At 42.7% G+C, this 22,306-nt stretch carries 19 protein-coding genes and 1 tRNA gene; 5 read left to right on the forward strand and 15 right to left on the reverse strand.

All coding sequences use genetic code 11. The features are described 5' to 3' along the window. Window positions 1–22: 22 nt before the first annotated feature. On the forward strand, window positions 23–1,093 hold the full coding sequence (locus tag BLS59_RS06485) for a glycoside hydrolase 5 family protein (RefSeq protein ID WP_143014052.1): 1,071 nt from the start codon (window positions 23–25) through the stop codon (window positions 1,091–1,093). 140 nt (window positions 1,094–1,233) lie between these two features. Continuing rightward, complete coding sequence (locus tag BLS59_RS06490) at window positions 1,234–2,937, forward strand: GH39 family glycosyl hydrolase (RefSeq protein WP_091146427.1); 1,704 nt, start codon at window positions 1,234–1,236, stop codon at window positions 2,935–2,937. A gap of 6 nt (window positions 2,938–2,943) precedes the next feature. Here the strand turns inward: BLS59_RS06490 and BLS59_RS06495 are convergent, their stop codons facing one another. The 4 genes from BLS59_RS06495 to BLS59_RS06515 form a co-directional block, all read right to left on the reverse strand. Beyond that, on the reverse strand, window positions 2,944–3,498 hold the full coding sequence (locus BLS59_RS06495) for a GNAT family N-acetyltransferase (RefSeq protein ID WP_091146430.1): 555 nt from the start codon (window positions 3,496–3,498) through the stop codon (window positions 2,944–2,946). Window positions 3,499–3,558: 60 nt separating this feature from the next. Further along, the gene (locus tag BLS59_RS06500; protein ID WP_091146433.1) at window positions 3,559–6,654 is read right to left on the reverse strand and encodes a ligand-binding sensor domain-containing protein; all 3,096 of its coding nucleotides are present in this window, start codon (window positions 6,652–6,654) and stop codon (window positions 3,559–3,561) included. Between the two features lie 150 nt (window positions 6,655–6,804). Then, a complete protein-coding gene (locus tag BLS59_RS06505) occupies window positions 6,805–8,109 on the reverse strand; it encodes a BamA/TamA family outer membrane protein (RefSeq protein ID WP_240315161.1) in 1,305 nt (434 codons plus the stop codon). Window positions 8,110–8,589: 480 nt separating this feature from the next. Next, a complete protein-coding gene (locus BLS59_RS06515) occupies window positions 8,590–9,282 on the reverse strand; it encodes a DUF3667 domain-containing protein (protein ID WP_240315162.1) in 693 nt (230 codons plus the stop codon). A gap of 384 nt (window positions 9,283–9,666) precedes the next feature. On the opposite strand from BLS59_RS06515, the gene BLS59_RS06525 reads away from it, so the two are divergent. Beyond that, window positions 9,667–10,428 carry a response regulator transcription factor gene (locus tag BLS59_RS06525; RefSeq protein WP_091146448.1) on the forward strand — a complete coding sequence of 254 codons (762 nt, stop codon included), beginning with the start codon at window positions 9,667–9,669 and terminating at the stop codon, window positions 10,426–10,428. A 203-nt stretch (window positions 10,429–10,631) separates the two neighbouring features. Next, a complete protein-coding gene (locus tag BLS59_RS06530; RefSeq protein WP_091146452.1) occupies window positions 10,632–11,540 on the forward strand; it encodes a glycoside hydrolase in 909 nt (302 codons plus the stop codon). A 67-nt stretch (window positions 11,541–11,607) separates the two neighbouring features. On the opposite strand, the gene BLS59_RS06535 is transcribed toward BLS59_RS06530, so the two are convergent. Beyond that, window positions 11,608–12,147, reverse strand: coding sequence for a DUF1349 domain-containing protein (locus BLS59_RS06535; protein ID WP_091147410.1), 540 nt, complete (start codon window positions 12,145–12,147; stop codon window positions 11,608–11,610). A 251-nt stretch (window positions 12,148–12,398) separates the two neighbouring features. Here BLS59_RS06535 and BLS59_RS06540 point away from each other — a divergent pair, with 251 nt between their 5' ends. Further along, complete coding sequence (locus BLS59_RS06540) at window positions 12,399–13,133, forward strand: hypothetical protein (protein ID WP_091146456.1); 735 nt, start codon at window positions 12,399–12,401, stop codon at window positions 13,131–13,133. A gap of 21 nt (window positions 13,134–13,154) precedes the next feature. Here the strand turns inward: BLS59_RS06540 and BLS59_RS06545 are convergent, their stop codons facing one another. The 10 genes from BLS59_RS06545 to BLS59_RS06590 form a co-directional block, all read right to left on the reverse strand. Continuing rightward, entirely contained in the window at window positions 13,155–14,399 is a 1,245-nt protein-coding gene (locus BLS59_RS06545; protein ID WP_091146460.1) for an arsenic transporter, read from the reverse strand. A gap of 212 nt (window positions 14,400–14,611) precedes the next feature. Then, the gene (locus BLS59_RS06550; RefSeq protein WP_091146463.1) at window positions 14,612–15,073 is read right to left on the reverse strand and encodes a hypothetical protein; all 462 of its coding nucleotides are present in this window, start codon (window positions 15,071–15,073) and stop codon (window positions 14,612–14,614) included. 66 nt (window positions 15,074–15,139) lie between these two features. Further along, the gene (locus BLS59_RS06555) at window positions 15,140–15,481 is read right to left on the reverse strand and encodes a hypothetical protein (RefSeq protein ID WP_091146467.1); all 342 of its coding nucleotides are present in this window, start codon (window positions 15,479–15,481) and stop codon (window positions 15,140–15,142) included. A gap of 69 nt (window positions 15,482–15,550) precedes the next feature. After that, window positions 15,551–15,868 carry a hypothetical protein gene (locus BLS59_RS06560; protein WP_091146470.1) on the reverse strand — a complete coding sequence of 106 codons (318 nt, stop codon included), beginning with the start codon at window positions 15,866–15,868 and terminating at the stop codon, window positions 15,551–15,553. Window positions 15,869–15,962: 94 nt separating this feature from the next. Then, window positions 15,963–16,038: transfer RNA gene (locus BLS59_RS06565), tRNA-Gly, on the reverse strand. A 146-nt stretch (window positions 16,039–16,184) separates the two neighbouring features. Then, complete coding sequence (locus tag BLS59_RS06570) at window positions 16,185–17,465, reverse strand: cation:proton antiporter (protein ID WP_091146474.1); 1,281 nt, start codon at window positions 17,463–17,465, stop codon at window positions 16,185–16,187. Between the two features lie 13 nt (window positions 17,466–17,478). Then, window positions 17,479–18,297, reverse strand: coding sequence for a serine O-acetyltransferase (locus BLS59_RS06575; RefSeq protein WP_091146477.1), 819 nt, complete (start codon window positions 18,295–18,297; stop codon window positions 17,479–17,481). 8 nt (window positions 18,298–18,305) lie between these two features. Further along, complete coding sequence (locus BLS59_RS06580) at window positions 18,306–20,222, reverse strand: family 2A encapsulin nanocompartment cargo protein cysteine desulfurase (RefSeq protein ID WP_091146481.1); 1,917 nt, start codon at window positions 20,220–20,222, stop codon at window positions 18,306–18,308. Continuing rightward, on the reverse strand, window positions 20,206–21,126 hold the full coding sequence (locus BLS59_RS06585; RefSeq protein ID WP_091146485.1) for a family 2A encapsulin nanocompartment shell protein: 921 nt from the start codon (window positions 21,124–21,126) through the stop codon (window positions 20,206–20,208). The genes BLS59_RS06580 and BLS59_RS06585 overlap by 17 nt, the downstream gene beginning before the upstream one ends. Before the next feature lie 318 nt (window positions 21,127–21,444). Further along, window positions 21,445–22,251: a phytanoyl-CoA dioxygenase family protein gene (locus BLS59_RS06590; RefSeq protein WP_091146488.1), complete on the reverse strand. Its 807-nt coding sequence runs from the start codon at window positions 22,249–22,251 to the stop codon at window positions 21,445–21,447. Window positions 22,252–22,306 lie beyond the last annotated feature (55 nt).

Genomic DNA, 22,306 nt, shown 5'->3' on the forward strand with positions numbered 1-22,306 from the left:
TTATCACATCTTATTATAAACTATGAAAATAATAAAACAATTATGCGGCGCTTTATTGTTGCTGGCAATGGCCTTTAACGCGCAGGCGCAAAAGAAAGCAAGCGGACAAATATGGTCGGCAGAGAAGGCGAATAAATGGTACGCGGCGCATAAGTGGCTTAGCGGTGCCGATTACATACCTGCTACTGCAATTAACCAGTTGGAGATGTGGCAGGCTAATACATTCGACCCAAAAACAATTGACAAGGAACTTGGCTATGCCGAGGGTATTGGCTTTAATACCATGCGTGTGTTTTTACACAGCCTTGCCTATAAGCAAGACCCCGCCGGTTTTAAAAAGCGGATGGATAAGTTTTTAACCATAGCTGCCAGTCACCATATTACGCCGCTGTTTGTGTTTTTTGACGATTGCTGGAATAAAGAGCCAAAGGCCGGCAAACAACCCGAGCCAAAACCGGGCATCCATAACTCCGGTTGGATGCAGGATCCCGGTCAGCCCGCATCTGCGCAGGCGGCCAATTTCCCGGCTTTGGAAATATATGTGAAGGATGTATTAAAAACTTTTGCACATGATAAAAGAATTTTGCTTTGGGATCTGTACAATGAGCCCGGAAACTCTGGTAAAGGCGATTCATCATTGCCACTGTTGAAAAAAGTATTTGGCTGGGCAAGGGAAGTAAACCCCGATCAACCAATAAGTGCCGGTGTATGGTCATGGGGATTAGAGGCACTGAACGAATACCAGGTAACCCATTCAGATGTGGTTACTTATCATGATTACTCGCCCGAGAATGAACATTTAAAAACGGTTCAGTTTTTAAAGATGTATGGCAGGCCGGTAATTTGTACCGAGTATATGGCCCGCCCGCGTAACAGCCGGTTTGAAACCGTAATGCCTATGCTTAAAAAAGAAAATGTGGGTGCCATAAACTGGGGCTTTGTGGCCGGTAAAACCAATACCAAATACGCCTGGGATACCCCTATACCTGATGGTGGTGAGCCAAAAGAATGGTTCCACGAAATTTTCAGACCCGATGGTACACCTTACAAGCAGGAAGAAGTTGACGTGATCAAAAAATTAAACGGTAAATAAGCTGTTAATATTTACAGTATATTAAAGCCCGGTACTTTTTGTATCGGGCTTTTTACTTTAAAAAAATTAATAAGTGTTTATAAAGGAAAAGATGATAAGTATATTTAAATGTTCTTTGTAACAATTATAACTATCTCTTTATGGGTTTTAAATTAAGGTATTTCAGTTTAGTGTTGTTTTTTGCGGCAATTAGTTTCAGTACGGTGCGGGCACAGGAGTCGAAGTCATCGTCTGCAACTATCACTGTCGACCTGAAAACAGAAACAGGTGATATGAGCCCCGTTTGGGCGTGGTTTGGGCACGATGAGCCAAACTATACCTATATGAAAGATGGTAAAAAGCTACTTTCTGAACTGGCTGCCTTAAGCCCAACGCCCGTTCACATGCGGGTGCACAACCTGCTTACCACCGGCGATGGTACACCAGCCCTTAAATGGGGATCGACCAATGCCTATACAGAAGATGCCTACGGCAAACCAGTTTACGACTGGCACCTTGTCGACAGCATTTTTGATACTTATATTAAACGCGGCATGAAACCGTACGCGCAGATAGGTTTTATGCCTGAGGCGCTGTCAACACATCCGCAGCCTTACCGGCATCACTGGGAACCGGGCAAAAACTACGGCGAGATCTACACCGGCTGGGCTTACCCGCCCAATGATTATAATAAATGGGAAGAGCTGATCTATCAATGGGTAAAACATGAGGTAGCAAGGTATGGAAAAAAGGAGGTGGAAAGCTGGTATTGGGAAGTATGGAATGAACCAAACATTGATTACTGGAAAGGTACCATGCCCGAATTTTTTAAAATGTATGATTATGCGGCCCAGGGTGCAAGACGCGCTTTACCAACCGTAAAAATAGGCGGACCGGAAATAGCGGGAGGTTCAAGCAGCAGCGGAATGAAATTTCTTAAGGCTTTTATTGAACATTGTATAAGCGGTACCAATTATGCAACAGGTAAAACCGGATCGCCGTTGGATGTGATCTCGTTTCACGCCAAGGGGAACCCCTCGGTGGTTGATGGTCACGTACGGATGAATATGGCCCCGCAGATCCGCGATATACGGGAAGGGTTTAAGATAGTGGCCTCATACTCACAAACAAAAAATATTCCCATCGTAATCGGCGAATCCGACCCGGAAGGTTGCGCAGCTTGTGGCATGGCTACTAATCCGTCAAATGCTTACCGGAACGGTACCATGTATTCCAGCTACACCGCGGCTACTTTTGCGCGTAAATACTTGCTGGCCGATTCACTGAAGGTAAACTTTATGGGTGCGGTATCATGGTCATTCGAGTTTGAAGATCAGCCTTGGTTTTACGGTTTTCGGGATCTGGCTACTAATGGTGTTGATAAGCCGGTGCTAAATGTATTCAGAATGTTTGGGATGATGAAAGGCAAACGGGTAGCGGTTAAGGGCAGCCAGATGTTCAGCGTTAAGGCTGTTGCAGATTCCAGCGTTCGTGGTTCACATACCGATATTGGCGCACTGGCAGCAAAAGATAAACGCGCGGCCACGGTAATGATCTGGAATTATCATGACGATGATATACAAGACGAGGGTAGCCCGGTAACGGTCACTATAAATGATTTGCCGGTAAAGGCGGTAAAGCTTACCCAATACCGCATAGATCAGCAGCATAGTAATTCCTACGAAGTTTGGAAAAAGATGGGTTCGCCACAAAAGCCCACAGCCGCGCAGATCAGCGAATTGGAACGTGCCGGTCAACTGGAGATGATGGATAAACCGGTTACAGTTCCCGTAAAAGCGGGACAATTGCAAACCCAAATTACTTTACCCCGGCAGGGAGTGGCTTTGTTAAAGTTAGATTGGTAGTCTGCCTTACATTATGCGCTGCATGTGATAGTAAGAGTGCCCTAAAAGCTCTTTTTCCTGTACTATGCTAAATCCTAATCCTGCATATAGTTTTTCGGCACCATTATTTTCTTTGCTTACGAGCAAACCTACGATTGTATACCCTTCCGCAGCGGCCTTTTGGCACAGGGCTGCTATTAGCTTTTTGCCGATGCCTTTACCTTGTTGGTGAGGGTAAACACCCAGGCAGTCTATATAATATTCGCCGGGCTGGGTTTCGTCCTCTGGGTGGATAGCGGTGCCATAAGTCAATTTGATGTATTGCAGAAATGGTTTTCGGAGGTCATCCAGCGTTGCGCCGTCGTAAGCGGTTATCATTCCGCAGATACCGGTTTCATCTTCATAAACCAGTGCGTTTTGGTAACTATATTGGTTTGCCTGCAAACCCGCGAATTTTTCAAATACATGAATAGCTTCGGCTGTATCATTGCTGTTGATGAACTTTGCCGCCAGGTCGCCCATGGCAAGCACAATAAGCAAGGCAAGGTGGCGAGCATCTGACGGAGTTGCTTGTCGGATCATGTATGAATTTGAGAATCTGATTGCAAATTTAATACAATAAAAATAGTCAGGATATCATCGTCAGGCCAAATTTATTGGCAGTATCAATGTAGCTATAGTGCCTGATTTTCCAGGTGCGTTTATTTCCTTTATTTCAAAAGATGCTTTTGTGTCGCCGTTTAGTCCGTTCATTGCGGCTATACGCTCCCTGATACTTTTTAACGCCAGCGATTGTTGTTTAAGGATGTGTTTGCTTTGGTTTTGTGTGGCCGCGCTAAATCCTATGCCATTATCGGTTACGGTAAAACGGATAGAATCATCTTGTTTGGAAAGTTCGATGGTTACAAGTCCATCATCTTTCTGGTAGTTGCGCAAGCCGTGGTGTATGGCATTCTCTATCAAAGGCTGCACCAGCATAGGCGGAATAAGCAGGCCATTCAGATCGACATCATTGTTGCAAATGAAGTTAAAGGCAAATTGGTTATTAAAACGCATGGCCTCTACTTCTGCATATAATTTAAGCGCCTTCCATTCCCGGGCTGCCGAAACCAGGCTTTGGGTAGAGTTTTCAAGGATCAACCGGCAAAGGCCCGCGAATTTTTGGATCATTACACTGGCCGTACGCGCATTGTTTTCCATGATATATGATTCAATGGAGTTAAGGGCATTGAATATAAAATGTGGGTTCATCTGCGCGCGAATGGCCCGCAGCTCGCTTTCAATAAGTTTCTGTTTAAATAAGGCTTCATTACGGATAAACGCAATCCTTCTTCTCACTAAAAATATAATAACAGCAATGATGACCAATATGCACAATAACTCAAACACAGCTGTTTCATACCAATGTGGCAACACGGTTATGGTAAGCTTTTCTTCCTTGCTGAAAACGTTATCGTTATTGCTGCCTTTGATAAACAGGGTATAAGTGCCGTTTGGCAGGCTGCCCAAAGCTATATTTCCATTTTTTACTTGCTGCCATTGGGTAGTTGAACCTACTTTATAGTAATAATTATTTTCCTGCGGGGCGGTATAGTTGGTAATGGCGAAGTGGATGCTCACAATTTTTGTTCCAGGTGCCAGCGTAATACTTTTTTCGTTGTTGCTGGTCGAAACGCTTGTCCTGTTACCATCTGCAGATATGCTAAGTAATATAACTTTAGGTATGGCGGTATTGGTTATGATGTTGTAGGGGTTAAACCGGGTTACAAAACCGCTAAAACCAACCAGAAAATTCCCTTCGCTATCCCTTTCAAAAAAACCGTGCCCTTCATACTGAAACGGCAAACCGTTATTTACATTGAAAAATGTGAACGCTTTTTTTCTGTCGTATTTTATAATACCCTGCTGCGATGGAATCCATAAGTTGCCGAGGGTATCAATCATAATCCGTTTCAGGTAATTCTCGGGCAGGCCCGATTTGGAGTTTATCAGCAGGCCATCGTCGCTGCTTTTTTTTATTTTGATAAGCCCCGCGTCCGAAACCGCCCATATCACGTTTTCCTTGTCTTCGGTTATATCTGTTATCCAGCCTACAGGTACCACTTTACCGTCGTTCTTTTTGATGATGATCTTTTTAAACACATCTTTTGAGGGGACATAGCAGCTGATCCCACCAGTTGCGCCAACCCATAGCACGCCATCCTTAGCTAAAAAGCAGGAAAAAACGGTGCCGTCGATAGTTTTACCATCGGGTTTATACTGCTTTAAAAACACGCCGCGTTCGGGGTCAAAAACGTACAGGCCATTTTGCCTGGCCCTTATCCAGAACAAACCATCGGTACGTTTATATATTTTTGAAATGGTCAGGTTATCTTTATTAGCGGCATCTAATCCCGGCGGGAAATAAAATTTGTAGCTGTTCCCACTTTGTTTTACCAGGCCCGAATCAGTACTGAACCACAGGTTGCTTTTATCGTCCTTATAAATGCTATTTATTGATTTGCTGAGCGCGCTGGTTGAGTTTTCAGGCACCTGTAAAATATGTTTAAGCAAACGCCAGTTTTTATCAAACACATACACGCCTTTGGCGTAATAGCTGGTCAGGTAAAATTTACCGTCGGCCTCCAGCATATTATTGGGCAAGCCGAACAGTTTGGGATTGTTTAATTGCAGCTGCTGGTACAGCGGCAGGTTTTCAAAATTCTGCAGGTTAGGGTCTATAATGTTGATGCCATTATCTGTTGATAGCCACAGCCGGTTTTGCCTGTCTTTAGTAATTTGATATACATAAAAGGCATGTAACGACGAGGTGTTTAAATTGTCAAAACCGTACTCCCTTATCTGCCCACTTTTCAGATCTATAAGCCCCAACCCGCCGCTGGCACCAATGCAAAGCCAGTTATTATTGTTGTCATCCCGCCATTCGGCAATATCATTTACCTTCCCATCAGGCGCATTTGAGAGCTTGCTGATCACCTGTTGGTACAAGCTTTGCTGCGGAATGAATTTTTTAAGGCCACCCTTTAATTGCCCTAAATAAATAGTGCCGTCGGCAGTTTGGTGAAAAGCGAGGTTCAGATCTGCGGCGTGTTGGTTATATAGTACCAGTTTATGCGCCCGCTCATCAATGAGGTACATACCAAACGCACTGAGCGCCCATAACTGGTGTTTAGTATCTTCTCTTATCAGGTTAAAATAATTGTAAACGTGCTCTGCGTCCGGGCCAATTATAGGCGGCGCATTATAGGTGGTGAATTGGTTATTTTTGTAATCAAACAGTTGTACGCCGTTCCCGGTGGCAATCCATAAGCGGCCCTTGCTGTCAAAGTAGGGGATGCATTTTTCGTTGGTGGCTAAGCTGTTTTTATCGGTAGCGCTATGTATGTAATTAACGGCTTTGCCTGTATTTGGATTAAACCGGGATAAACCGCCTATTGTGCTCACCCATAATTGGTGCTCGGGATCGGCGGTGACATAATTGAGTGCGTCATTGCAAATAGAGGTACTGTCATCTTCAATATGGTGGTAAACCTCAAAACCGGTACCATCGTAGCGGTTTAGCCCCTTTGAGGTGGCTATCCACATAATGCCGTTATTATCTTCGTAAATACATTTTACGGCATTGGTGCTAAGGCCGTCTTTTACGGTAAGCTGGTTGAATTTTATATCAGGAAAAACTTGACCGGCAGCGCGAAACCCGCACAACATCAAAATAAAGCAAGCAAGCCAAGTTTTCATACGCAAATGCCGGGTGGATATCACATGTAATTTACCCACTATAACAAAGTAAAGCAATAATTTGCCTATATCTTATGGCGTATACTCATTAATGACGGTTGTTCGCTCATTAAATTGGAGGTTTTAAACTTTGGGCACCCTGAAGGATGTTTAAAAAGCCTCGTTCAATCCCAAAAAGAAGCCTCTTGAGCCATATTTACCCCAGGCATAATCAAGGCATAAGTTGGTACGCGTAGCTTTGTTAAACAGCACACGTAAGCCGCCGCCGCCGCCTGGCTGCCATACCTGGAAAAGTTTGGTACCTAAGTCGTCATTAGCGGTTTGCATACTGAAGAAAGCTACCCCGCTCAGGAATTTGTTATTCAGGATAGGGAAACGGTATTCAATTTCCGAATCGTTGTATTGTGTTCCTTTAAAATAGGTGGCTACGTAACCGCGCCCACTGCGGAAACTCCCATCCCTGCCTGTTCCGGGTAATTCAAGATAGGGCAAGGTACCGCTCAATAAATATGATCCCCAGTTCCAAATCGCTATAACATGCTCTGGATGACTGCTCGACAGGCTAAAATACTTTCTGAAATCGGTAGTGAACTGCACAGCGCTTTTGGTACTGCCTATCCAGGTTTGGTTAACCCTAAAACCAGCATCGGCATAAATACCTTTGTAAGCCCGGTTCTGGTTATCACGGGTGGTATACTGCACGTTAAAAAGAAATCCGTTTGCACTGTAGCTATCGCCCTTAAATCCGTTGCGCTCGTTGTAAATATTATAGGGGGTGAGCTTGCCCGATGTATCGGCCCGGTCTTCGATCTTTTTGCGGATATCAAGCGATAATCCTGCCCCAACAAAAAGGTTTTTCTCCACTTCCTTATACACCTTTTCCCTGAAATTGAAATATAAGGAATGCAGGGCGCGGCCTTTACGCTCGGGGTTGGTGAGTACATGATCTTCTTCGGTATCATTTACTCCGCGACCAATCCCGATACCATAATCTGGCGATACAGTTTTGGCGACTATAATACTTCCCTGTAAATTCCATTTGTTGCCGGGGGTGTATATATTATGGTTGATGTAAAAATAGATGATCCCCTTGGTGGTAATAGAAGCCGATGTTGCGGCGACAGATAGGAGGGTAGTAGGATCGCTACCCAATTTCCGACCGGCTACGGCCTTAATACCTATTTGAGAGCCTATGGTTGGGTTAGAAGCAATATTGGGGATAACGGTGATACCCGATGACGTTTTTTTTATGGAATCGGGTTTTTTGTTTGGATGGAAAACTGCATTAAACAGGTTGCCAATATCATACTGTTTGCTAAAATTATCATTATGCTTTTGGAGTTTTATGGCCGCAGCGCGTGCAGAATCAGCTTTAACGGAATCGGCATGAGTTTTTTCCTGGCTGAAGGCAAAAGTATTAGCTCCAACAAAAATGGCCAATAATAAAGTCTTCAATAATATAGAACATCTGGTACTATAAGCGCTATTTTGCAATGTGTGATATGATAAATGTTTAAAATTCAATTTCTTATACAGGTAATTTTCCGCTAACATAACGAAACCAAATTTTAAACCAAGAGATACGTAAAATGTTTTACAGCTGCTTATTCATGATAGTTGTGTGATAATAGTGATGTGTGTACAAGGGGGCGATTTAAACTTAGTTGTCAGTCACTTACATAAATTTCTCAGATCACGCAGGAAGCCACTTCTATGCTATTCATCGCCAAACTGATGTTGATTGTTGTTATTTATTTTTAAAGTTCTTGATTAGAAAATAAATTGAGGTTACAAAAACAATTATGTAAACAATTGCTAGCCATGGTTTCTCAAATTTTAAATTTTCAAAATCAAATTGCTTAAATAATGTTACACCTAAAATGATTGCTATAATGCTCAAAGTAAATGAGGGTGTCTTGTTCCTTTCCATATTTTTCAATGTTTTATTATCAAGTCAATTGACGTTCCCAAAAGAATTGCAGTTACCATAAATGTTATCATTCCTAAGATATAAGAAGCAGATGCTTTGATAAAGTTTACAGTTTTTTTCTTGTCAAAAAACTGCCCTATAGCCCATGTGCAATAACCAAATCCAATTATGCCCGCAACACTCATCAAGTTAAAATGAGTTATCCCTTGAATAATTGCAAAAACAGAAAAAATCAACATGCCCATTCCCATCACAAAACACAATAGAATTAATATTTCAAAAAAATTGTAGCTGTACCTATTAAAAAAAAGTTTTAGCCAAAAGGCAATAAAAGTGCCCATGATTATATTGGCATAACCATAATGGTTTTGAACCCAGTTGAAGATTATGCTTAGGGTAGTTTTTTTCGTCTCTCTATAATCAAGGTACCCTTGTTCGATATGAAAAAAATGATCGATTATTGTATAGGTGAATGAAGTGATAATGATAAATAGAATTGGTTTAATTAGCCTGCTACGGTTATCGGCAATAAACACGTTGATGTTTTGTCCGGGCCTGATCAACAACTCTTTTACGGTATATAAGATTCCTTTATCGAAATGTAAAACATGCTGAATTTCGTGTAGGACATAATGCCAGTCAACCCTTTTAATTTGCACGGGTAGGCCACAATTACAACAAAAGTTGCCGTTGACCATATTACTGCAGTTTTTGCAATTAGTCATATTACTAAGTATAAAGGTTAGAGATCTGCAGGCCTTTCTGAACTTCGCGATCTTAATTCATCATTTACCGATTTTAATGAAATGAAGATGGGTAGCCAGGTGATTGGCAGCACCAATGCCGGAATAAATAAAACAAATTTGGCTTTAAGAAAGTATAAGACGAAAGCAACGAGGACACCCAATATAATTAATGCTATCAAGACACTCTTTAATGTTGTTTCTCTCTTAGTCAATTCCGCTAAACTTAATTCGGATTGTTTTTTCATAATACAAAAGTTGTTTTCGTACAAAAGTGGGCACAAAAACATTCTCAAAGACTACACTTTAGTGTAAATTTGGCCTTAAGTTATTCGGCAAATGACAAATAGTGTTAATTCAAGCCTGCTTACCAAGAATAGGCTCGGGAAAATATCAAAAGAAGATTATAATCAACAACAAGATTATCTGGAAGTCGTAAAGTCTTTTGCCAGGCTAACCTACGAAAGCTTATATGTGATTGATTATGAAAAGATGAATTTTGAGTATGTTTCGGAAAATCCTTTATTCTTATGTGGGCATTCACCTGAGGAAGTGTTGAATATGGGATATGGGTTCTATTTTAAGAATGTTCCCGAAAACGATTTGGAATTGTTGAATCTGATTAATGAGGCAGGATTTGATTTCTTTGAAAAATTGCCCGGGAATGAGAAAAAAATGTATAGCATAACTTATGACTTTCACTTGGTTAATAAGGATGGCAAGCATGTTCTCATCAATCACAAGCTTACTCCGTTATTTTTGACAAACGATAAAAAAATGTGGAAAGCGATCTGCATCGTTTCTATTTCGCATCATAAAAAGGCAGGTAACATTTGTATTCATAAACAAGGCACAGACGAAACCTGGGAACTAAGTATAGAAAATAATGTTTGGCGTAAATATGAGAAACCTAAACTCACGAAAAGAGAGGTAGAGATATTGCGGCTGCATGCACAAGGATTAACAATTGACCAAATTGCAGAAAAAATATTTGTTGCCTCTGATACGGTTAAGTATTACAGAAGACGCATTTTTGAGCGTTTAGGTGTAAATAATATCGTAGAAGCACTTTCATACGCTGTTAACAACAAGATTGTTTAATTAACATGCTCTAAGTCTCATTTCCTTCATCAACTCTGAATGACCTCGAAAGGTTTGAACCATTTAAGTAAACAATACTTCCCGCTTTTCGCGTAAACCTGCCAATGGCTTATTGGCTAAAATTTGCAAAGCATTGGCCAAGTTTTATGTGTGATTATTGCATGCTGTTGGGTAATTTTAGTTATCACTAATAATCGCCACCTATGCTCATAAAATATCAAACCGGTAAACTCGTATGTGCCGTTCTCATTGCTACAGGGATGCTTTTTACCAACAAAATTGCCTTTGCCCAGCAAGGTTCTCCGGCCGGTGCGCTGATCACCAATTTCGATTCGCTGATGATAACGGCTCCGCCTGCAGCATTGGGGCTCAATCCTTTTTATAAAAAATATGCTGATGCTTATGGTATCCCTGTTGTATCGTCAGAAAAAGTGCCCAATACTGCATTACTTGTTGCGCGGGATGTGATCAATTATATGCTGCTTAACCGGCCGGATATACGGAAGGAATTAGTGAGGCGAAGGTCGCGCTTGTTAATTATGGCACAAACCGAAATGGAAACAGATCTGCCAGAACGCAGCGACTGGAAAAAGCCAACACGCGACGATAGGAGGCTTACCCCCGGCGAACGCGAGAAGTACGACAAACCCGGTGGCATCGCCTCCATGACCGATAAACAATACTGGAATAACCGGGCTCGGGGCATGGGCGGTAACATTACATCATGCGCCGAAGAAAATATCCTCGGCTATCCCGGCACAAAATATTACGGCGAAAATATCCTGGTGCACGAGTTTAGTCACAATATTATGAGTGCCATGAGCGCAGCAGATCCTGCTTTATTGCAGGAGATTGAAGCAGCCTACAAAGCCGCCAAGGAAAAAGGTATGTATAAAGGCGAGTACGCCATTAATACCGTTGCCGAATATTGGGCCGAAAGTACGCAATGGTGGTTTTTCTCCAACTTTGAATTTAACGATGGTACGGTAAAAGTGCAATCGGCCGAGGATATTAAAACTTACGACCCTGCCATGTACAGCATCCTGGCCCGGGTTTATGCTGGAAACCACATCCCGGCCGATGTTTATTACGGAAGAAATATCAAAAAGTAGCTTAGTTGTAAAACAATAAAGCCTCGCTGTAATTATACGGCGAGGCTTTGTTATATATTGAATGTAGTTATTTAATAGGTTGCACTTTAAAGTCTTCAAAAGTAACATCAAAATGTTGTTTGCCGGGTGCGGCGGCAACCATGCCTATCATGGCTTTCACCTTTGGCGGGAAATAGGCCAGGCGCAGCATGTCAAATTTTATACCATCGAACGAGTATTTTATCTCTACAAAATCTCTTTGGCGTTTTAGTTTTAGCCACACTGATTTAGGGCTGTCATGTCGTGGTACTACCGACCAATCAGATACTTCGCGGGTAACAACAGCGCTTACGTTTTGAACGCCGTCTACATATTCAATCCCGGTTTTTATCCAGTTTTTGTTATCGATCCTTATCATCAGGCCGGCCTGGTGAAACAACTCTTTGTAAGCGCCCGTGATTTTTACACTGGCCTCAAAGTCGCTGGTTTGTTCTGTAAAATAGAAAGGGCCATTGTCCCTGATAAAACCGTAATGCGTTATCCGCCAGTAATCCGTACCGGGGTCTACGGTCATTTTTAATGATTGACCTTCAACGGCCGACTTAACCGGTTTACTGTACCATTTCATTGTTTTTAAATTTTGAGCAAACCCCACTGAACAAGCCAGTGTAAATACAAATAGCAGGATAGATTTTTTCATACGGTAAAACTATTAATTTTATGATAGTAAGGTTATAGATAAACCGAATTTCGGCGCTGATATTTCATTGGCCTTGTTGTTTATCTGTCATTTATTATTCGCCGTTAGCAAGTATATAATATATATTGATGCTGATTAAACCAATAGGCTGGTTTTGTATCAAATCTTAAAAACCTGTCATGAAAAAAATCTTACTCCTGCTTTTATTCTTCGTTACGGCTAAAAGCTCCTATGCCCAATTTGATCAGAATCCCAGGGATACTTATTTCACCTTTTCATTAGGCGCCGGTATCCCGGTGGTTGATAATAGTGCCTTTGACAGGTGGACACAGCTTAACTACAATAAAAAATATAATAACAACGTGAGCGGCAATGCTGATATTGGAGTGGTTTATAAAAAGTTTAACGCGGGTATACGCGTTGCAGCCGGCTCAGGCGATTTTGTTACCTACAGTTTTTATGCAGGGCGGAAACTGACAGCTGATCAAAGTCCCCTGGTGTCGTTTCTTAATTTTGAAGTTGGAGGGCAAAGTGTTGTTAGTAAAACGCTTGCACCAGTAAATTATGAGCTATCGCCAGATGAGTTGGGCAAGGATATGCAGTTGAATTATAACGCCACATTTATAGGTTTATACAGTAAAAACTACCTGAGCCACCTGGGTATTAATATCGGAAAGAAAAAACGTGTAGCTATAACGCCGGGTTTTTACATCGGCCTTGAGTACCGGGTAGGTGGTGGTACCTGGAAGTACGGCTATTTGCAGGATAATGGGTCGGACACGTACTATTATGAAGATGGCTCATCCTACACAACCACAAACACAAAGTTTGTAGGAAATAAGGTTTACGATGTTCCCAAACTGGCCAATAAATTTATGAGCGGTGGTGTATTTTTATCTATAACCGCTTTTTAGGAGCGATTCCTATTTAAACAGTTAAATAAAAAGAGCAGCTATGGCCAATAGCAGCGCCACTGTCATGATCAGTGAGCCGAGTTTTAAAAACGTCCAGGTACTTATAGTTTGATTTTCGCGTCGTAAAGCCACCAGCCATAAAATGGTTGCCAGCGAACCCGTGACAGATAAATTTGGCCCCAGATCTACACCTATCAGCACTGCGCTTTTTATAGTTTCGTTTATATGGCCTGCCTGTATCACGTTTCCGGCAATTAATCCCGCTGGCAGGTTATTCAACAGGTTGCAGGCGAACGCTACGATTAATCCGCTGCCCCAAACTGTTGCACTGGTAGATGTTGCCGCGCTATTGTGCAGTATGACGGTAAGCGTTTCAATTAATCCGGTTTTTTGCAATGCGGCTACAATGATAAATAATCCTGCAACAAGCGGCAGTACCGACCATGAAACTCCCTTTACAACTATCCATGGATTTTTTTTGGCCCGCAAAATAACAATGGCCGATGTTAGCACACCCGTAATGGCCGTTGGCAACCCCAATTGAATGTCTAACCCCGACGATACCAACAGGATAACAGCCGTTATTAAAATGCCGATAATGGCTGTTTTTCCGCCCTGTGATAGTTTGGGAATGGCAATATCACTTTCAATTTTTTGGTTGAGTGCCCTGCGCTGCGTAAAGCGGAGCAATACATATGTAACCACAATTGCAGCTATAGATGGCAGGATATATTGCGGAAGCCATTTTAATAGTGGCGGCATGTGGCTGCCATATATAACCAGGTTTGCCGGGTTTGAAATTGGCAAAACAAATGAAGCCGCATTAGCAATAAACGCGCAGATGAGTAAATAAGGGAGTGGCTTTTCAACCTTGGCTGCTTTTACAGCCGCGGCTACTGCGGGTGTAAGTACAACGGCTGTGGCATCATTTGATAAAAAAGTAGTTACCACAACACCAACCAAATAAATGAGCAGAAATAGCCTGTTGGCCGAGCCTTTTGCCATTTTTGTGGCATGTGCCGCCAGCCAGTCGAAAAGTTTTTCTTCGCGTGCTGTTTCGGCAAGCAGCATCATCCCGGTTAAAAACAGATAAACATCCAGCCCGTTGGTGATCCCGGTTAGGGCGTCGGCAGGCGAAATAAGTTTGAATATAAGTAACACCACGGCACCCGTTACCGCATAAATAGCTTCGGTTACTTTAAACGGGCGAATAATGACACCGGCAATAGCTAAAAAAGATATAACCCAAATGGCAATATGGAACATATTAGATGCTTTCTTTCAACCAAAGCTTTGCCGTTTTGTATAATGATGGAATTGCTGCCATTTTCATACGTTGGGCAATTAGTGGTTTTGCAGCAAATATAATATTATGCCGATAAGCGTTCCGAAATCACGTGCAGTATCTTAAATAATCCTGACGGGCGGGTTTGTTAAATCCCTTTCCTGGTATGGAAAGGGATTAACTGCAAATGTTATTAAATAAGCCTTTTAATGAGGGTTTCCCATTGGGCGGCTATTTTTTGGGTTTGTTTCAGGTTTTGCTCATTATCTACATACTGTTTATAAAAAACGATCTGATTAACAGTATGTCCGTCTTTATTGCGAAGTTGTAGTTGCAGCAATTGCACGGCCTTGCCCTGTTTTTTTTCCTGCAGCCAGCAGTTACTGATCTCTTTCAGGTTGATAAGTACGGCTTCGGTCGGGTTAAACGGAATTTGTGCAATCATCTTTTTATCCTGATCCAAAGCCAGCGCAAAAGAATCCAGGTGATCGGTAACTGAAAAAAACAGTTGGTGAGTTGCCTGAACGTTAGTTAACTCATCGTTGATCCTTTTCTTTTTTTGAAGGCGGGCATTACGCACAGCCACGTAAACAGGTATAAATATAATAGTAAGCAGAACGCCAATAATAAGGCCGTTCTCTGCAGCATCGTTCATGTTGTAAAAATTAATGGTAAATAAATTGCGCTGTTGCGCCTGTAATAATTCGGTACAGAAATCTATTTACCTGAAGAAATGCGCGGGGAAAAGCAGTTTTCGGAAATGAAGCACACGGTAAAACGTGCCAGTACGGGTTTGCAGGAATAAGTTATGGCAGTGGGTAGCAAAATTAAGCTGCCAGCCGGCAAGGTCTGCAACCCATAGCGGTTTTGCAAAGCCGTAGTCGGGCATTTCAACTACCGTACGCTGGTGCCCGATCTTTATCTTCGACAGGTCATGTGCATATGATGTAACGCTTACCTGCTGCTTGTTGCCGGTATTTTCGGGCACAGTAGCATAAGCTCCCGGATCAATAGCCGTAAACAGGAAAAGAATTAAAAGAAGCTTTACCAGCGCCTTATGCATAGTGCAAAGATAGTATATCGCGGGCTATTTATGGATATTATCAGGGAGATAGGTAATAGTACTGGTGATTTAAAAGCTTTTACTTTTCCTTATCAGCGGCAGCACGCCAAATGTTATGATGCTATGGGCAACCAATGAAACCGCGAAAGTCACCACCAAAATCATTCCTTTTCTTAACGGTGTACTAAAATAATCAAGAAAGCCAGATTGATTTGTACCGCTGTAAAGCAGGGCCGCTATAAATATAACCCCACCCGTAAGCCATAAAGTTAAATGCGAATAAAAATAACGTGAAGTGGCAAATTTGGTCCCGGTAAACGAAGCGATGAGGAGAACTACATGAGCAATAAAAAGCAAAAGAACTGCTGCAATTAATAGATTAAACATATAGGTTGTAAAAAAGATACTTTAAAAATATATAAAATATCCATATCTCGATAAAAGAAATCAAAAAAAACCTTCCCGGGTTAACAGGAAGGTTTGGAGCGAAAGACGAGATTCGAACTCGCGACCCCGACCTTGGCAAGGTCGTGCTCTACCAACTGAGCTACTTTCGCGTTGGTATTTGTAAAAAGCAAAAGCCAATCATCAGATTGGCTTTGTGCCTGCAAATATATAATTTCCGACCGTTTCATAGAAACCCTTCGGCTGCTTATTTATCTATCTGCTTAAAATCAGGGTTTTAAAATTTTACGGGACTGCGTTATTGCAGCACTTTTACGTTATCAGGAGGGATATAAACGTTATTTGTTTGCTCCTTTAAAAAGTAGTATTTCATAATAGGCCCCGAGATGATCATGGTTACTACGGTCATCACCACCAATCCTTCAAACACGGGTTCGCTAATGATCTTTGCCTGCAGGGCAAGCAAACCTAAAACAATTTCCTGCGAACCCCTTGCGTTCATCCCGAAGGCTACTGCGATGGATTCGTTCTTATTCATGCCGCTCATAGCGCTGCCAATACCTGCACCTAATAGCTTTGCAATACAGGCAATAAACAGTATAATTGCTACCACCTCCAGATTAAAGTTTGCGATGAAATTAAGCCTTAATCCAACCGAAGCAAAAAACAATGGGGCCAGTACGTTAATGGTAAACTGATGCAAAACGTGTTTGTGCTTTTCCGTGAAATATTCCGAATCGTTAATACCAATACCCACCAAAAAAGCACCAAACACACCCCGAACGCCAAGACTTTCGGTAACACAGGCGCTTATAAGGCAAAGGCAAACAGCCATGGTTATCACCCTGCCTTGTTTATGACTTTTACCGGCAAAAGCCAATAATTTATGAATTAACCAACGCCCGCCGGTGAGCATAAAAATGGCGTAAAGCACAACTATTGTTACCGACCAAAATGACGCTTCTTCCTTGCCTACGTTCATGAGCTGGATGATGACGGAAAATAAGATCCAACCCAAAAAATCATCAACCATGGCGGCTGTGAGCACAATATTGCCTATCCGTGTATTTAAAATATCCAGATCGAGCAATATTTTGGTGATTACCGAGAGTGCCGTAATAGACAAGGCAGTACCAAAGAACAGCGAAGTAACCAACTGGTTATTAAAGCCATTTGCAAAATGACTTTGAAACAGGAACCACACGGTGGCAAAACCAATAGCAAAAGGGAAAATGATGCCCGTAAGGCTAATGCTGATAGCCTGTTTACCATTCTCGCGGATCTGTTTTAAATCAACCTCAAATCCGGCTATGAACATCAACAATATAATGCCAATATTGGCTATACCGTCAAACGCTTCAAAAGCATGCGGGGTTGATAGAAAGATGCCTTTAAACAGATCTGGAAAAACAAGTCCCAACAAGGTGGGGCCAACAATAATACCCGCGAAAATTTCGCCAATAATAGCAGGTAGCTTATACCGGCGGCATAGTTCGCCAAGCAGGCGGGCCGGTACCAGGATGATTAAAAGAATAATTAAGAAATGTACAATTTCTGCCGAGCTGAGTTTAGAAACCATGATAATTTAAATGTTATTGAACTCCCTCTTTTACTTCGATCCTTAATTGGTGGGTATTAAAAACATGCGAATAGGGTTGAACGCTTTTTGTTAAAAACACACTGCCGCCAATTATGCTGTGGTGGCCAATTAGTGTTCGCCCGCCTAATATGGTGCTGCGGGCATAAATAATCACATTGTCCTCTACTGTTGGATGTCGTTTGGTTTCGGAAAGCTCCTTGCTCACCTGGGATGCACCCAATGTAACACCTTGATAAATAGTAACATATTTGCCTATAATGGTGGTGGCCCCAATTACAATCCCGGTTCCGTGATCTATACAAAACGGTACGCCAATGGTAGCTTTGGGGTGAATATCAACCCCAGTTTTTCCGTGGGCGTGTTCGCTCAGAATGCGTGGCAATATGGGTATAGCGGCTTGCGTTAGCTTATTTGCTATGCGATAAACCGCTATGGCATAAAAACCGGGGTACGATACGATAACCTCATGCACACTTGTCGCGGCCGGGTCTTTATCGTATATCAGGGACGCATCAAGCCGCAGATTTTGATAAATTTCGTCCAGCGAATCGTAAAACAGGTTAACAGCTTTTTGAATGTCGATATCGCGCGAATCCAGGTAGCTCAATAAAATATTCTCCAGGTCGATCTGATTTTTTTTCAGGTGCCCGCCATAGATAGATAATTTATTGGAGCGGTTGTTCGGAAACAAAAATTCAAATAAATCAGACAGCCAACCCACGCAATCGCGGATAGACGGTGTAGCTTCCCACTCGGCCCTATGAGTTTGATAGAGCAGCTCTATAAAGCTGTCGAATTTATCATCTTTCATGTAAAGGCTTATCTTTTAAGGCTATGAAGCGTATTTACCAGTAAGTCGATCTCGGCGCAGGTATTATAAAATGCCAGCGAAGGCCTCACGGTACTCTCTACCCCAAACCGCCGTAAAATAGGCTGGGCACAATGATGCCCGGAACGTACAGCAATACCTTGTTGGTTTAATGCCGCGCCAACATCCTCGGTTTTGTAACCATCAAGTACGAATGATAGTACACTTGCCTTTTCCGGCGCTGTGCCTATAAGGCGTATACCTTTAACCTCCTTTAAAAGTTGGGTTGCATATACCAACAGGTAATGCTCATATTGTGCAATAAGCGGCATGCCCAACCTGGTTACGTAGTCAATAGCCGCGCCAAGGCCTACGGCATCGGCAATATTACCGGTACCGGCCTCAAATCTGCCTGGGGCATCATGGTATTGGGTGTGTTCAAAGGTTACATCTTTGATCATATTACCACCTCCCTGCCAGGGCTGGGTTTCATTAAGGAGATATTCCTTGCCATATAAAACACCGATACCAGTTGGTCCGAATACTTTATGACCCGAGAATACGAACCAGTCAGCATCCAGGGCCCGTACGTCAACCGGCATATGCGATACCGATTGTGCACCATCAACCAGCACTTTTGCACCGGCCAAATGGGCCAGCTGTACAATTTGCGCGGCCGGGGTAACAGTACCCAATGCGTTTGATACCTGGGTAAATGAAACCAGTTTGGTTCTTGGGCCAAGCAGTTTTACATACTCGTCAATAAGTACCTGTCCGTCATCATCTACCGGGATAACCTTTATTTTCAGGCTTTTTTTAGCCGCCAGTTGCTGCCACGGAACGATGTTGGCATGGTGCTCCAGATGGCTCACAATAATTTCATCGCCTGCGTTTAGGTTTTGATCGCCCCAGCTTTTAGCCACCAGGTTAATGGCTTCGGTTGCGCCCCTCACAAAAATAATTTCGTTAATGGAGCCGGCATTTAAAAATTGTTGTACTTTTTTACGGGCCCCTTCATAAGCATCGGTAGCACGCGCCGCCAACTCATGCGCTGCGCGATGGATGTTGGAGTTTTCGTGCTTGTAAAAATAACTGATACGATCGATAACCTGTTTAGGCTTTTGAGTTGTAGCAGCATTATCCAGCCATACCAGTTGTTTTCCGTTTACCTGCTCCTGTAATATCGGGAAATCACGCCTTATAATATTTACATCGAATGGCGGGGTTATGATACCGCTTATCCCAGCTTTGGATGGTTGGGCCTTATCGGCTTTTACGGCGGGTAAACCATGGGTATCGTTTAAAAAATAAAACGGTACCGCTGTAGTTGTGGGCGCACCATTGAAAATGCCTGACGATCCAGGTGCCGACGTGCTGATCTGCTCCAGCACTTTTTTAAGCTCGGTATCGAAATGCTGATCCTGCTGATAAGGCAGATGAAACAGATCTTGCGGAGCAGCAGATAACTGCTCAACCCCAAAGTTTTGCCTGAGCAAAACATCAGGAATAAGGTCTGTTTTCTTCAGATAAGATTCATAATCGCCATTTAGCTGCACTGGCAACTGACCACCAAAAGCAGGCTGACTATATCCCGTTGCCGGGGATAATGAGGGCGACTGGCTACTCAAATTAGGATCGGCAAAACTCGTTTGCGGATCCTGCAAGTTTACAGCATTACCCTGGTTTACCGCAGATGGTGATATACCGCCGCCGCCAATTGTGCTCGGCGGTGCCTGTTGAGCAGGGGCATTGACCGGCGCACTCGTATTAAACAAACTAATATCCGGCGCTATCGAAAATATATCTGCACCTTTTTGTGAAGGCAGTTCACTTAAAAAGCCACCCGGCCCGGCTTTAAACAGCTGGTTTGCCAGTGCTTCAAGCTCTTGCGGGCTGGGCAAGTTATCGTTATTAATATTTGTACTCATGGTAATTACCTAAATCAACATCTTCTAAAACAGCAATAGCGTCATCAACCAAAACAGCCAGTGAGCAATACAGCGACACTAAGTACGATGCAATGGCTTTGTTGTTGATGCCCATAAAGCGCACCGATAAACCAGGTGACTGCTCGCCGGGAAGTCCTGGTTGGTATAAACCAACCACACCCTGGCGGCTTTCGCCCGTGCGTATTAAAATGATCTTAGATTTATTGTTTACGATAGGTAATTTGTCAGACGGAATTAGCGGGATACCACGCCAGGTTATAAACTGCGAACCAAAAAGTGATACTGTTGGCGGTGGTACACCACGGCGGGTACACTCCCTGCCAAAGGCTGCTATAGCCAGCGGGTGCAGCAGGAAAAATCCCGGCTCTTTCCAAACTTTGGTTATCAGTTCGTCCAAATCATCCGGGGTAGGGGGGCCAAGCCTTGTTTTGATTTTTTGCGATGGGGCTATGCTGCTCAGTAAACCATATTCGGTATTATTGATAAGTTCGCTTTCCTGTCTTTCCTTAACAATTTCAATAGTAAGGCGCAGTTGCTCGCTGATCTGGTTGTAAGGCTTGCTGTATAGGTCTGATACGCGGGTATGCACATCAAGAACCGTGTTTACGGCGCTTAAATTGTACTCGCGCGGGTTTTCTTCGTAATCAACAAAGGTTGATGGCAGCTCGCGTTCATCGCGGTTTGAGCAGTCAACTTCAACATTGTTTGCATCCACCACTTTGTTTAACCTGTACACGCCAGACTCAACCGGAATCCAGTTCAGTAAATGGGTTAACCAGCGGGGCGTAATGGTTGATAATTGCGGAACGGTGCGGGTTGCTACCGCCAGCTGCCGGGCGGCTACGTCGCCAAGGGCGGTTTGTTTTGGTTTTTGATCGGGCATTTTAGTAGTAGTTGGTTTATGCTTAAATTATGTTTGATTTTAAATTTTGACAATGGTTTTACAAGTATAGTATATTAAAACTATAGATTTTATATACTAATCGATTTTATCGAAAATAATGCAGGGCTAATCCTGATTATTTAAAATCGGAATATTTTACTGACAGGAGATTGCGGGATTTTAACAGGTTAACGCTTAGGCAATAGTATTACGAATGTATACTTTAGCCATAACTTTATCTCTAAAGAAAGCTTTGAGAGTATTTAGTTTTCCAGTGCGTGCAAGGTAACCGATAAATAGAGCTATTAACATGATATCTTATTTAACGATGCCTGCAAAGCGTTGATAAAAAGCGGTCGGGCTATCGGCTGTTTTAGGCTCGTACTTACCCGCTATAATGGGTATATAGATAACGCGACGACGGCTTTCCTCACCAATTACCGTTGATTGTGCCACACGGTGCCATAGGCGACCATCATGTATGGTAAGGTCACCGGCTGTAGGAGTAATGGCAACCTCGTTTTCATCTGTATCGTGATCAAGAAAATATTTTTTGCGGAAAAGCATTTGGTAAAGGTTTTGCTGATGTGTGCCGGGCAAGATCCGCAGGCCGCCATTTTCTGACTTTAAAGTGCTCAGGTGAATGCCAACATTAAGCATTGGGTTTAACCTCGATCCGTGGAAGATATCGCGCAGGCCATCCGTGTGCCAGCCCATTTTGGTGAAACTGCTTTCGGGGCCGTTTACGTAGTGGTTAAATACCATTCCGTCCTTTTCATCGGTGCCCAAACGTGCGCCATCACCTATCAGGTTAAGTAAAGTGTTGAACCTGGGATCATTCGTAAATTCATTAAGCGTGGGGTGATGCTGGTTAATGAACGCAAAGCGCTGCACGATAGGCGAGCCATTCAAATCCTTACCGTATTTTACGGGTACGCCATTTACCTTTTCAACCTTGTTTGTAATCCAGTTTTCCTGAACCTGTTCAGATGCTTCAATGATATCTGCCACGGTTTCGGGCTTAATAAAATTGGTAAAGTGTATAAAACCATGCTGGTTAAAAAAGTGCTGTTGTTCGGGAGTAATTGTTTCGCCTAAGGTGAATTTTTGATATGAGGTTGCCATAAAAATGTACTGATTAACTTGGTGGAATAAAAGGTTGAAAAAATGGTAACCGTTT

The organism is Mucilaginibacter pineti, from assembly GCF_900101875.1.
In the GTDB taxonomy this organism is placed as follows: domain Bacteria; phylum Bacteroidota; class Bacteroidia; order Sphingobacteriales; family Sphingobacteriaceae; genus Mucilaginibacter; species Mucilaginibacter pineti.